The organism is Longitalea luteola (assembly GCF_017356035.1).
In the GTDB taxonomy this organism is placed as follows: domain Bacteria; phylum Bacteroidota; class Bacteroidia; order Chitinophagales; family Chitinophagaceae; genus Niastella; species Niastella luteola.
Window position 1 is genome coordinate 166,754 of record NZ_JAFIQX010000003.1, and the last position, 12,876, is coordinate 179,629.

At 45.0% G+C, this 12,876-nt stretch carries 11 protein-coding genes; 7 read left to right on the forward strand and 4 right to left on the reverse strand.

The window, feature by feature from the left end:
• Window positions 1–148: 148 nt before the first annotated feature.
• Both JUB15_RS09195 and JUB15_RS09200 read right to left on the reverse strand, forming a co-directional pair.
• The gene (locus tag JUB15_RS09195; RefSeq protein WP_207512187.1) at window positions 149–2,260 is read right to left on the reverse strand and encodes a S9 family peptidase; all 2,112 of its coding nucleotides are present in this window, start codon (window positions 2,258–2,260) and stop codon (window positions 149–151) included.
• 260 nt (window positions 2,261–2,520) lie between these two features.
• A complete protein-coding gene (locus tag JUB15_RS09200) occupies window positions 2,521–4,338 on the reverse strand; it encodes an ABC transporter ATP-binding protein (protein ID WP_207512188.1) in 1,818 nt (605 codons plus the stop codon).
• A 68-nt stretch (window positions 4,339–4,406) separates the two neighbouring features.
• On the opposite strand from JUB15_RS09200, the gene rbfA reads away from it, so the two are divergent.
• Complete coding sequence (gene rbfA, locus JUB15_RS09205; protein WP_207512189.1) at window positions 4,407–4,775, forward strand: 30S ribosome-binding factor RbfA; 369 nt, start codon at window positions 4,407–4,409, stop codon at window positions 4,773–4,775.
• 357 nt (window positions 4,776–5,132) lie between these two features.
• Window positions 5,133–6,356, forward strand: coding sequence for an FtsX-like permease family protein (locus tag JUB15_RS09210; RefSeq protein WP_207512190.1), 1,224 nt, complete (start codon window positions 5,133–5,135; stop codon window positions 6,354–6,356).
• A 107-nt stretch (window positions 6,357–6,463) separates the two neighbouring features.
• Here JUB15_RS09210 and JUB15_RS09215 read toward each other — a convergent pair whose 3' ends face one another.
• On the reverse strand, window positions 6,464–7,300 hold the full coding sequence (locus JUB15_RS09215; protein ID WP_207512191.1) for a transketolase: 837 nt from the start codon (window positions 7,298–7,300) through the stop codon (window positions 6,464–6,466).
• Between the two features lie 242 nt (window positions 7,301–7,542).
• On the opposite strand from JUB15_RS09215, the gene JUB15_RS09220 reads away from it, so the two are divergent.
• Window positions 7,543–8,676: an MraY family glycosyltransferase gene (locus JUB15_RS09220; RefSeq protein ID WP_207512192.1), complete on the forward strand. Its 1,134-nt coding sequence runs from the start codon at window positions 7,543–7,545 to the stop codon at window positions 8,674–8,676.
• A gap of 203 nt (window positions 8,677–8,879) precedes the next feature.
• A complete protein-coding gene (gene frr / locus JUB15_RS09225; RefSeq protein ID WP_207512193.1) occupies window positions 8,880–9,443 on the forward strand; it encodes a ribosome recycling factor in 564 nt (187 codons plus the stop codon).
• 139 nt (window positions 9,444–9,582) lie between these two features.
• On the opposite strand, the gene JUB15_RS09230 is transcribed toward frr, so the two are convergent.
• Window positions 9,583–10,467 carry a DMT family transporter gene (locus JUB15_RS09230; RefSeq protein ID WP_207512194.1) on the reverse strand — a complete coding sequence of 295 codons (885 nt, stop codon included), beginning with the start codon at window positions 10,465–10,467 and terminating at the stop codon, window positions 9,583–9,585.
• Window positions 10,468–10,533: 66 nt separating this feature from the next.
• Here JUB15_RS09230 and JUB15_RS09235 point away from each other — a divergent pair, with 66 nt between their 5' ends.
• The 3 genes from JUB15_RS09235 (at window position 10,534) to JUB15_RS09245 (ending at window position 12,777) form a co-directional block, all read left to right on the forward strand.
• A complete protein-coding gene (locus JUB15_RS09235; RefSeq protein WP_207512195.1) occupies window positions 10,534–11,283 on the forward strand; it encodes a PPK2 family polyphosphate kinase in 750 nt (249 codons plus the stop codon).
• A gap of 105 nt (window positions 11,284–11,388) precedes the next feature.
• Window positions 11,389–11,760 (forward strand): large conductance mechanosensitive channel protein MscL, encoded by a 372-nt coding sequence (gene mscL, locus JUB15_RS09240; RefSeq protein WP_207512196.1) that lies wholly within the window; start codon window positions 11,389–11,391, stop codon window positions 11,758–11,760.
• 84 nt (window positions 11,761–11,844) lie between these two features.
• The gene (locus tag JUB15_RS09245; RefSeq protein ID WP_207512197.1) at window positions 11,845–12,777 is read left to right on the forward strand and encodes a DUF3078 domain-containing protein; all 933 of its coding nucleotides are present in this window, start codon (window positions 11,845–11,847) and stop codon (window positions 12,775–12,777) included.
• Window positions 12,778–12,876 lie beyond the last annotated feature (99 nt).

Genomic DNA, 12,876 nt, shown 5'->3' on the forward strand with positions numbered 1-12,876 from the left:
TTCTACTAAAAGTGGAATTGGTACGTTATGCCGGTAATCTATCATAAATAATTAAGCCCTGACCATAGCGTCAGGGCTTGCTGTTTATAGTTAGGTGTGCCACACCTTCAAGGTGGCGCACACCTAAGGATAACCGTGGCACCGTTACTTAAAATCCTTTTTGGCTTTCCGGTGCCCAGAAAATGGCCGGCATTGGCTTTTCCAGCAAATACTGGTAATAAAATTTGTAGGCTTCATAGCGGTTATGAACACCCTTCAAACCCATAATGCTGTGCCGCTCACCAGGGTATATCATACACTCAAAATGCTTTTTCAGGTCCTGCAGTTTATTCATCAGCACGATGCTGTTTTGCATGTGCACATTATCGTCAGAAGTGCCATGTACAATACGCAACAGCCCTTTGTATTTGTTGGCATACGATAAAACCGAAGTCGTTTTATACCCTTCGGGATTGTCCTGCGGTGTGTTCATGAATCGCTCGGTATAGTGGGTATCATAAAACTGCCAGTCGGTAACCGAGGAGTTGGCGATGCCATAAGGGAACACGTCCGCTCCATAAGTAAGGGCCATACAGGTCATGTACCCGCCAAAACTGCCACCGGTAATGCACAGCTTATTGCTATCTACCCAGGGCTGTTTTTTCAACCAGCGGCCGCAGGCCATATAATCTTCAATCTCATATTTACCCAGCTGGCGGAAGATGTAGTTCAGGCCTTTCTTTCCAAAATGACCGCTGCTGCGGTTGTCGAAAGCTACCTGGATCAATCCTTCCTGTGCCCACCATTGTGCGGGGGTACCCGTTGGCCGCCAGCGGTCGTATACTGTGCCGGCGTTTGGTCCGCCATAAATACTGATAAGCACCGGGTATTTTTTAGCAGGATCAAAATTGACAGGGTAGGTGATCAATACCGGCAATTCGAACTGGCCGTCGGTAGAAGTAACATACTTCAGTTCGCTTTTGGGCAGGTTATAAGCGCCGAAATCGCTTCCCCTGCTGTTGGCTATCTCCCGGATGATCTTTCCTTTGGCATTGAACAGGGAGGTGACCGGCGGGGTATTCAGGTTTGAATAGGTGCTTATAAAATAATTTCCTTTTGGCGAAACGCTTACCAGGTCATGGCTGAACTCACCAAAACTAAGGCGGGTAAGTCCCTTTCCATTTAAACCCACTTTATACAGGTCGAAGCGGGCCGAGTTTTCCTTACGTGACCTGAAATAGACGACACCTGCTTTTTCATCAACCTTAATAATGCTGGTTCCCCAGAAATTGCCGCTGGTAATAGCGTTCTTTAACTGGCTGGTGTTATCGTAGTAATAAAGGTTATCCCAGCCATCGCGGTCGCTTTTAATGATATGGCCCTTGCCGGCAGATAAGAAGGTAATGCGCTCATATTCATCGAGATCGATCCAGGTTTCCTGTTGCTCATTATACACTTCTTTTTTGCTGCCATTGGTAAGGTCGATGTTATATACTTTCAGGTTATTCTGCTTCCGGTTCATCCATTGAACCCATAATTGTCCATCGGGCGACCACACCGGCGTACCGAAGTACTGATCATCTTTTGCATTGAAATCGGCCCAGACCGTTTCGCCGGGATTAACCGTTACAATGCCGATCTTAACCTCGGGATTTTTATCGCCGGCTTTCGGATAGCGGGTGTTTTCGAGGTAGCCATGCTGACCGTCAGCCACATAAATGGGGTACACCGGCACCTGTGAATCATCGAAGCGCATAAAGCAGATGCGTTTGCTGTCTTCGCTCCACCAGAATGCTTTATAACGGGTTGCGCGGCCCAGGATCTCTTCATAATAAACCCAGGAGGCATAACCGTTGAGGATGGTGGATGAGCCGTCGGTCGTGAGCGCCGTTTCCTGGCCGCTGGCCACATTCAGCACGTACAGGTTATTATCTTTTTTGGTGTAAGCGGCCCATTTCTTGTTGGGTGAAAAAGTGATATTAATACCGTCGGGGATCTTCACCGAAGGGTTTAACTGGCTGATGTCGACATTAGGATAGGGAACTGACTGGCCGGTTTTTACATCCACCATGTAGGTGGTCAGCTTGCCGTCAGCGTCTTTTTGCGACAGTAAATAATGCGTATCGTCGGCCCAGCCTTTCACAACAGGCAGTGGTTTTACAACATTCGTTTCACCATTGCGAAAGATCTGGTCAAAGGTGAAGTTCTTTTGTGCGTGAGAAGTAATTGCAATCAATAGCAGGCATGGCAATAACATACCTTTTGCAGCAGCCCTTTTCATGTAGTGTGTTTAATATTTAAATCGAAAATTAGCCAATTAGATAACTTGGACAGGGTTTGAAGGGTGAATGGTTGAAGCAATTGACGATTGGCAAATGGAAAGGCAGCGTTGCCGGTTGCTGGTGGTTGCCGGTTCCCGGGCCCTGAAATTTTAAACTGTTGACTAATAATCAGGACCCTGCAATTGTTGCCTGGCTACCGGTTTCCGGTAACCGGCACCCGGGAACTGGTACCTGGTAACTGGTACCCGGTAACCCCAAACTACTTCACCTCCTGCATATCCACCAACTTCTTATAAAAGCCGTTCTGGTTGATCAACGCATCGTGCGTACCGCGTTCAACGATCTTTCCCTTTTGTAATACGATGATCTCATCGGCATGTCGGATGGTGCTTAGCCGGTGCGCAATCACGATACTGGTGCGGTTGGCCATCATTTTGTTAATGGCGTCCTGAACCAGGCGTTCGCTTTCGGTATCCAGCGAAGAAGTGGCTTCATCGAGAATGAGAATGGGCGGGTTCTTTAAAACAGCCCGGGCAATGGTAACGCGCTGACGCTCACCACCGCTCAGCTTGCTGCCGCGGTCGCCTATATTGGTTTGATAATTCTCTTCTTTCTGCATGATGAAATCGTGCGCATTGGCAACGCGGGCGGCCTGTTCAATCTCAGCAATATTGGCTACAGGATTACCGAGGGCAATATTGGCGGCAATAGTATCATTGAACAGGATAGGCTCCTGGGTAACAATGCCCATTTGATCGCGCAGTGATAATAAAGAATACTCTTTTATGTTGATGCCATCGATCAGCAGTTCGCCGGTGGTGGCGTCGTGAAAGCGGGGGATGAGGTCGGCCAGGGTGCTTTTGCCGGCGCCGGAAGAGCCTACCAGGGCAACCGTTTTGCCTTTTTCTATGGTAAGATTGATGTTATCCAGAATGGTTACATCGTCGTATTTGAAGGTAACGTTCCTGAACTCGATGGCCTTTTCAAATGCGTGCAGGTGGCGGGGCGTATCGGCTTCTTTAACAGCCAGGGGCGCTCCCAGTACACTTTCTATGCGCTCGATGGCCGCAGCGCCGCGGCGCATGTTATAGAAAGCCTGGGAAAGTGATTTGGACGGCTGAATGATCTGGTAAAATAAAGTAAGGTAGGTGATGAAAGCTTCAGGCTGTAATAATTTTCCAACAAAAACGAACTGACCGCCGATGAGGAGAATGGAGCAGAATATCATTACCCCCAGAAACTCCGACATGGGCGAGGCCAGGTCGCGTTTAAAAGCCATCTGGATCCGCAATTTGTTCAACAGGTTATTGGTGCTTACAAAGCGGTTACGCATCAATTTCTCGGCATTAAAAGCTTTTACAACGCGCAGGCCGCCGAGGGTTTCATCGAGCGTACTTAATAACAAACCCTGCTGTTCCTGTGCTTCGCCCGATTGTCTTTTCAGCGAGCGGCTTACCCGGCCCAGGATGAACCCGGCAATGGGCAGCAGTACGAGCATTACAAGTGACAGCATGGGGCTCAGAAATATAAGCGCACACAGAACTATTAAGATATTCAATGGGTCCTTTATCAATCCTTCAAGGGTACCTATAACACACCATTCAATTTCGTTCATGTCGTTACTCATGCGCGACATCATATCGCCCTTGCGCTGGTCGGTAAAATAACTTACCGGCAGGATGAGGATCTTATCGTACAGGTCTTCCCTGAAGTTCGTCATTACCCGGTTACGCATGGGAATAAGCGTACGATAGCTCAGGTACAGGAACAGGTTTTTGAATAATATGGAAAATATGATAACCAGGCACACGGCAGCCAGGGCCTGGGCATACCCATAGTTAATGATCAGGTAGGAAAGTCCGTATTTCAACTGGGCCATAACCCCATCAGAGTTGAATACCCAGACAGGTCTTTCGGTAACAGGGGCTTCCTTGGAAAACAGGAGTTTTAGAAAAGGGGCCAGCATCGCCAGCGAAACCAGGGAGAAAAGAACAGATAACAGATTGAAAACTACGTATAATAGAATTTTTCCCTTCTGATTGCGGAGGTAAAAGAAAATCCTTGAAAATCGCTTCATGAATCAGTTAAAATAATGAGTAAACGGTGCAAAGTAACTAATTTTACGGCTATTAAACCGTTAAGGAAATGCAAGAAGGGAAACGTCAAAAACAGGTGGGAAGTTTATTGAACGAAGAATTAAATTTAATTTTTCAACGTTTGGGGCTGAATATGGTGGATGGGGGCATGGTGTCCATATCTTCTGTGAAGCTCACGCCTGATCTGCTGGAGGCCCGCATCTACCTGAGCTTTTTTCAGGTCAAGGATGCGCAGGAGGCTATGAAGAAGATAGAAGAAAGAGGTTGGGAAATAAAGCGGGAACTGGCGAGCCGGGTGGCCAAACAATTACGGCGCATGCCTGAACTGAAATTCTTTCTCGACGATACGCTGGATCATGTGTTTAAGATGGAAGAATTGTTTAAGAAGATCAATAAAGAAGATAAGGATAAGCAGTAACGCAGGTTCCATGTTACAGGTTGCAGGTTCCATGGGGCTAATAGTACTGCTGGCGATGAAAGCCCTGTAACGTGAAACCTGGAACTTGTAACAATAACAGGTTGCATGGGATAGTAGTACTGCCAGCAATAGAAGCCCTGTAACGTGAAACCTGGAACTTGTAACAATAACAGGTTGCATGGGGTAGTAGTACTGCCAGCAATAGAAGCCCTGTAACGTGAAACCTGGAACTTGTAACAATAACAGGTTGCATGGGGTAGTAGTTCTGCCAGCAATGAAAGCCCTGTAACCTGAAACCTGGAACTTGTAACTTTTAGTAGACCGGGACAAAACATACAAACCACAAACCATATAGTATTGAACTTCCTCTTCGCCTGGCGATATTTTAAAGCAAAAAAAAGTACCAACGCCATTAACATAATAGCATGGGTGAGCATTATTGCTATTATGGGTATTACGTTTGCTTTTATTGTGGTGCTGAGTGTGTTCAATGGCTTCGAGGGATTGGTAAAATCTTTGTATTCTTCTTTCTATCCCGATATGAAGATCTCTGCCAGATCGGGTAAGACCATTGTACTTACTGAACAGCAATTGCAACAACTGGCCGCTATAAAAGGCATTCGCGCCTATACGCTGGTGGCCGAAGAAAAGACATTACTGATCAATGGTGATGTGCAGGTGCCTGTAAATCTTAAAGGTGTTGATACGTCTTATGAATCAGTAACCGATGTAGCCGATAAACTGATCCGCGGTAATTTTCAGACCGGTAATATCGATGAACCATCACTGGTATTGGGTAACGGTGTTGAGAATGCGTTGGGTGTTGAAAGCGATAAATTTTTATACCCGCTGACGGTGTATGCTTTCAAACGGGGTATGAACTATAATGTGGCTGATCCTTCACAAGCCCTGGCGGCTGCCAGCATCACGACTTCCGGTACATTTTTGATACAACAGGATATCGATAACAAATATGCTATCACCAATCTCGACTTCATGAAGCTGATGATGGGATTGGGTCCAAATGAATACAGCGCCCTTGAGCTGAGTTTGCAGTCAGGGATAACCGCTGCAGATGTACAAAAGGAAATTCAGCAAAGATTGGGGCTCAACTACAAGGTGGAAACAAAATATGAGCAGAACCAAAGTTTGTATAGCGTTATGAACCTGGAGAAATGGGTCATCTACGGGATACTTACTTTAATGCTTGTGGTAGCGGCTTTTACCATGATCGGCAGTTTGACCATGCTGGTGTTGGAAAAGCAGAAAGATATACAGGTGTTGAAATCCATGGGCGCTAACAACAGCCTGATACAAAAAATATTTTTAAGTGAAGGCATGTTGCTGGCGGGTATCGGCTCGGCAGCAGGGGTGGTGTTAGCTATTATCTTTTGCTGGGCACAGGTTAATTTCAAGCTCATTGCTATTCAGGGCGGCACATTCCTGATCGATTATTATCCGGTAGAACTGGTAGCTACCGATTTTCTGCTGGTATTGATAACGGTATCCCTGGTTGCTTTTCTTGCTTCCTGGTTCCCTTCACGGCGCGCAGCCCTGCAACCGATCGAGCTAAGAAGTTAATGGCATACTTATTCCCTGATCTGCATTACTGCATCTTATATATTACAAAAAAGACAGGTCCCGATATGTATCAGGACCTGTCTTTTTTTATTGTTACAGAGACTTAATTAATAATCGCCGATCGTTTCCGGTAATTGGGCTAATGCTTTAGCTAATTGTTCATCATTAGGTGCAATACCATGCCATTCGTGATGGCCTTCCATAAAATCAACACCAGCGCCCATCACTGTTTTCATTAAGATAACCACTGGTTTGCCTTTGCCGGTACGTGCTTTTGCTGCTTCGAGACCGGCTACTACAGCATCGATATCGTTGCCTTTCTCAAGGTGCATTACATCCCAGCCGAAAGCAGCAAATTTAGCGCCCAGGTCGCCCAATGCCATTACTTTGTCTGTTGGACCATCGATCTGCTGGCCATTCCAGTCCACAGTAGCGATCAGATTATCTACTTTGTGGTGGGCGGCAAACATGATGGCTTCCCAGTTCTGACCCTCATCCAGCTCACCATCTCCATGTAATGAATACACTATATTGTTTTCACCGTTGAGTTTTTTCGATAATGCAACACCGAGTGCTACGCTCATGCCCTGTCCTAACGAACCACTGGCAATGCGAATACCAGGCAGGTGCTCATGGGTGGCGGGGTGTCCCTGTAAACGGGAATCGATCTTACGAAAAGTGGCCAGTTCTTTTACGTCGAAATAACCCGAGCGGGCTAAGGTTGAATAGAACACAGGGGAAATATGGCCATTTGATAATATGAACACATCTTCATTGCGGGCTTCCATGGAAAACTGCGGATTGTGCTGCATTATCTTAAAATATAATGCGGTAAAATACTCAGTACAGCCCAGTGAGCCCCCGGGGTGACCACTGGCGCAACCATGAACCATACGAACTATATCCCTGCGAATTTGTGTAGCAATGTCCTTTAAAGCTGGCATAGCACGATTTAAATTTGGTTGCAAAACTAAAGGAATTGTTTTGTATCAATAAATCAAATTAAACTTTCCCAATATTTTATTATCCAAGCGCGTTGAATAACGGTTTATTATGATGAAAGTAAGTGTTATTAATAGTTGGAAATCCGAAAATACGCTGTAATTTGCGAAGGCTTTGTGGTTAAGAGCCCAACCGGCTTGATTGGTAGCACGTATCATATTCCAAGACTCACAAAATCAGGCTGATGTTTGATGTATTATTTTCTATAGCTATTTCATTTGCAATTACCTTTTTAGCTATTCCGGTAATTATAACCGTAGCCGAACAGAAAAAATTATTTGACATTCCTGACGAAAGAAAAGTGCACCAAAGTCCTATTCCTTCTTTGGGAGGCCTTGGCATCTTTGCCGGCTTTATGTTAGCATGTCTTATAGCCATTCCTTATCAGGCTGCTACCGATTTTCAATATTACTTTGCTGCTGCCTTTGTGATCTTCTTCCTGGGTTTAAAAGATGATATCTTAGTTATTTCTCCCATAAAAAAATTCATTGGCCAGGTATTGGCCGCTTTCCTCATTATCTATAAAGGAAACATCCAGATCAAAAGCATGTATGGCTTTATGGGCATCCACGAATTACCCGAAATGTTCAGCCTGCTGTTAACCTACCTGACCATCATCGTGATCATCAACTCTTTTAACCTGATCGACGGAATTGACGGTTTAGCCGGTTCATTGGGACTGGTGGCTTCTTCGGTATTCGGTTTTTATTTTTTACAGGTTAACATGTTGCCTTATGCGATCCTGGCCTTTTCACTGGCAGGAAGCCTGGTAGCGTTTCTGATATTCAATTTTCAGCCGGCAAAAATATTTATGGGTGATACGGGTTCGCTGCTCATTGGCCTGGTGAACTCGATACTGGTGGTGAAATTTATCGGCGTCGCCAATCAGGCAGACATCCCGTATCCGATTCTGGCGTCACCTGCCATTGGCGTAGCCGTTTTGGTTATACCTTTAATGGATACGTTAAGGGTGTTTGCCATACGTACATTCCACCGTCGTTCACCCTTCAGCCCCGACAGAAACCATATTCACCACCTGTTACTCGACAGAGGCTTTTCGCACCGGCATATAGCGTTACTGCTGGTTTCGATCAATGTATTGTTCATTCTGGCCGCCTATGCAGGCCGTAACCTCGGGTGCACCTGGATCATCCTGGCCATATTGATCGTTTTCTTCTCAGGTATAGCAGCGCTGTACTATACCCGTCCGCGTGCGCGGCTTTTTGTTGCCAAGACCATAGATACGCCTGATGGGGAGCTGAAAACGTCCAAGATCGTTCCCCTTACTACTGATACGATTCTGGAACATAAGAACTAGTTACCGGTTACCGGATACCAGTCACCGGGAAAACCGCCCGATCTACAGGAGTATTGGATATTAATCATTAATCTGCAAAATGGCCCCGGAAACCGGCAACTGGTAACCGGCGACTTTATCTATTGCCAATTGCGCTTTGTCTATTGAAGCCTCCAGCATCCGAAAAATTTAAGTAGGTTTGCAGGCATTTAATATTTCTTCCTATGTCAGATGAATTAAATAAAATCAGGGAATCAGCCCAGGAGAATATGGATAAGGCGATCAGCCACCTGGAAACAGAATTAGTGAAAGTACGTGCCGGAAAAGCCAACCCCAATCTGGTAGATGGCATCGTAGTTGATTATTACGGAACTCCTACTCCTATTAACCAGGTGGGAAATATTTCGGTAGCCGATGCGCGTACCCTGACTATTCAGCCCTGGGAAAAAAATATGCTGCAGCCCATTGAAAGGGCCATTATTGCTGCCAATATCGGCATCAACCCACAGAATGATGGAAATATGATCCGGTTATTTATGCCGCCATTGACCGAAGAAAGGCGTAAAGAACTGGTGAAAAGATCACACAGTGAAGGCGAGCATTCAAAAGTGGCCATTCGTAATATCCGCCGCGATGCGATGGAACAGGTGAAAAAACTGCAGAAAAACGGCTTAAGTGAAGATATCTGCAAAGATGCGGAGACCAGGATCCAGGAAATGACCGACCGTTATATTTCACTGGTTGATAAACACCTGGTGGCGAAAGAGAAAGAGATCATGACCGTGTAACATACTTTGTATGAAAAATCGGGATATAGAGATTTTGAGATTTACCGGGAGTATCAAACCTGAGCAGATCACAAAATCTCTAAATCTCTAAATCTCTAAATCTCTAAATCTCGAGATCTCGAAATCAGCAATCAGCAATCTACTTAGCCTTCTTCCGGGTTGTAACATACACTCCAAGAAGAATGATCACCAGCCCGGCTATCTGCCAGCTATTGATGGTTTCCCCATCCAGTAATCCCCACGTCAAAGCAATGAACGGTATGCCATAAGTTACCATGGAGGCAAACAAGCCGCCGGATCGTTTTATGAGCACATAAAAAAGGATCGTGGCAACGGCCGTTCCCATAATACCCAATAAGGCAGAAGCGCCGCTCGAAAAAAGCACCTGCCTGTTGGCGAGCGGTAATGAAAAATAGCCGGTAGCCCATAGAATGATAAAGCACGGAAGCAGCAGCAACGCAAAGCTTACTGCCACTACAGCCAGCGAAGGCGTTTCATGCAGATGCCGGCCTACAAGGTTAATGTTCAGTCCATACAGTATGGTAGCAATTAATGCAAAGGAGGCATAGGAAAAGAACTGCATACTTACATTACCTTTTGCAAACAGTAATACCAGCATGCCGCATAAAGCGATCAATACTCCCATCAGCTTATGCATTTGAAATACCTGGCCAAAGAACAGCAGGCCAATAAATATCGTAAAGATGGGGGTAAGCGAGTTCAGAAAGCCGGCCAGCGAACTGTCGATCTTTGTTTCGGCCAGGCAGAACAAATAGGCCGGAAAGAAGCTGCCCAACAGCCCTGATAGAAAAACATAGCCCAGCTTGTTGGCGGGTATATTTTTCCATTGACGTATAGCTACCGGTAATAACACCAGCCCGGCACTCAATATGCGAATTGTGGCCACCTGGTATGCACTGAGATGCGCTATTCCTTCCTTTATAAGAATAAAAGAACTTCCCCAGATAATACAAAGCCCAACAAAAAGGATCCCGTTTATAAATGTCCCCCTGCGATCTGACATGTAAAAATTTGTTCAAAAATCAGGTAATAACTTTAAAATGTAATAATTTAAAAGAAACATATTCTCATGGCAACGATAAAATTGAAAGATATCAGTACCCGGGCGCCTAAAGACTGGAACAAGGAAGAAACAAAAATAAAAACAATAGCTATACTGCAGGAACTGGATGAGTTGCAGAATTTATTGTTTGCCGAATCGAAGCACGCTGTACTGGTAGTATTACAGGGTATGGATGCCAGTGGTAAAGACAGCGCCATCAGAAAGGTATTTGGTACCCTTAATCCCCAGGGCGTACGCGTACAGTCGTTCAAAGTGCCCACAGAACTGGAGTTAAGTCACGATTTTCTATGGCGCATTCATGCTGCCGCGCCACCGAAAGGTGTAATTCAAATATTCAACCGGTCTCATTATGAAGACGTACTCGTTACCCGCGTACATAGATGGATAGACGAAAAAACCGTCAAAAGGCGCATGAAGGCGATTAACGAATTTGAACAACTGCTACAGGAACATAATAGCACCACTATTTTAAAATTTTACCTGCATGTATCGCCCGAAGAACAGCAGGAGCGCCTGCAGGAACGCATTCACAATCCATCGAAACAATGGAAATATAACGAGAAGGATTTTGAGGAGGCCAGATTGTGGGATCGTTACATGGACGCCTATGAAGATTGTTTTGCGCATTGTAACGATGTGCCCTGGACGGTAGTGCCCGCCGATCAGAACTGGTATAAAGAATATGTAATTGCAGATACACTGAAAAAAGCATTGGAAAAGCTGGATATGCAATACCCGGGATTAAAGAAAGAATAACAGGGAATGTATTATGTTTGCGGCCATTGATTTAAAAAATTAATATATTAGTTCATTAAACGCCGAACGCGTCGTAAGTGTCATTAACAACTAAAACTATTTTTTATGGGAATGATGAAAGAATTCAAAGAGTTTGCCATAAAGGGCAATATGGTTGAACTGGCCATTGCTGTTATCATTGGCGCTGCATTCAGCAAAATTATCAGTTCACTTGTTGATGATGTTATTACGCCACTGTTATTAAAACCGGCACTGGAGGCTGCCAACCTGCAGGATCTCGATAAACTGGTAATATTCGGCACCGTAAAGGTCGGCGTTTTCCTTTCGGCAGTACTTAACTTCCTGATCGTAGCCTTCATTTTATTCCTGCTGATAAAAGGCATAAACCGCTTCAAGCGGAAAGAAGAAGCAGCCGCTCCCGTCACACCGGAAGAAATAATTCTGTTACGCGAGATCCGCGATGCATTAAAGAAATAGGGTATAAAAATAACTCCTGTCGTTTTATATTTGCAGGCATTTTGATTCGTTCAAAATGCCTTTTTTAATCTATAATGTTATCGTATGAAGCAAGTGGCTTTGGCCGTGACTTTTGTATTTCTTACAATTATCAGCGTAGCGCAGGACAAGACCGTACAGGAGTTAAGAAAAGAATCCGTAAAATCAATAGCAAAGGACGATAAAGACACAACCGCCAACACCTGGAAAACAGGTGGTATGTTCAATGGTACCGTGGGCCAAACCTCGCTTTCGAACTGGGCAGCGGGTGGTGATCAATTCTCCTTCAATGCAAACGGATTATTAAGTCTTTACGCATTTTATAAAAAAGGGATTCATTCATGGGATAACAGCATTGACATGGAATTGGGGTATATCAATTCCACTTCACTGGGCACCCGCAAAACAAACGACCGGCTTGATATTATCTCGAAATATGGCTGCCAGTTGTTTGATCATATGTACCTGACCGGACTATTCAACTTTCGTTCACAGTTTACCGACGGTTTTACGTATCCCAATGATACCACCAGGATAAAGCAGTCGACATTTATGGCTCCCGCTTATGTGATCGTGGCGCTGGGTATGGACTGGAAGCCGAGCCCTACTTTCTCTTTATTTCTTTCGCCTATTACCAGCCGTTGGGTCATTGTAAAAGACGATACCTTATCTGCCAAAGGCGCTTATGGGGTAGACACCGGACGAACTTCGCGCAATGAGATCGGTGCTTATTTAACCGCTACTGTTAACCGGGAAATAATCAAAAACCTGACCTATAAAGCCAAGCTCGACCTGTTCTCCAATTATAAACACAACCCGCAGAATATCGATCTGTTCATGACCAATCTGTTAAGCATGAATGTGTACAAAGGGTTCTCCTTTAACATTGGCGCCGATCTCATTTACGACGACGATGTGAAAACCTTTGGGAAAGACAAAAATTCACCCAGGCTGCAGGTAAGGCAGTTCATTGGCATCGGATACCAGCGAAAGTTCTAGGCTCAGTAATGTAATGCTTAACAGGGTGCTTAAATAAGGCTGATAACAGTTGTTACTTACCTGATAACAAAACAGTTACCGGTTGCCGGTTGCCAGTTA

Coding starts and splice junctions, on each gene's coding strand:
- JUB15_RS09195 (WP_207512187.1), bottom strand. CDS start 2,260: ATGAAAAGGGCTGCTGCAAAAGGTATGTTATTGCCATGCCTGCTATTG.
- JUB15_RS09200 (WP_207512188.1), bottom strand. CDS start 4,338: ATGAAGCGATTTTCAAGGATTTTCTTTTACCTCCGCAATCAGAAGGGA.
- rbfA (WP_207512189.1), top strand. CDS start 4,407: ATGCAAGAAGGGAAACGTCAAAAACAGGTGGGAAGTTTATTGAACGAA.
- JUB15_RS09215 (WP_207512191.1), bottom strand. CDS start 7,300: ATGCCAGCTTTAAAGGACATTGCTACACAAATTCGCAGGGATATAGTT.
- JUB15_RS09220 (WP_207512192.1), top strand. CDS start 7,543: ATGTTTGATGTATTATTTTCTATAGCTATTTCATTTGCAATTACCTTT.
- frr (WP_207512193.1), top strand. CDS start 8,880: ATGTCAGATGAATTAAATAAAATCAGGGAATCAGCCCAGGAGAATATG.
- JUB15_RS09230 (WP_207512194.1), bottom strand. CDS start 10,467: ATGTCAGATCGCAGGGGGACATTTATAAACGGGATCCTTTTTGTTGGG.
- JUB15_RS09235 (WP_207512195.1), top strand. CDS start 10,534: ATGGCAACGATAAAATTGAAAGATATCAGTACCCGGGCGCCTAAAGAC.
- mscL (WP_207512196.1), top strand. CDS start 11,389: ATGGGAATGATGAAAGAATTCAAAGAGTTTGCCATAAAGGGCAATATG.
- JUB15_RS09245 (WP_207512197.1), top strand. CDS start 11,845: ATGAAGCAAGTGGCTTTGGCCGTGACTTTTGTATTTCTTACAATTATC.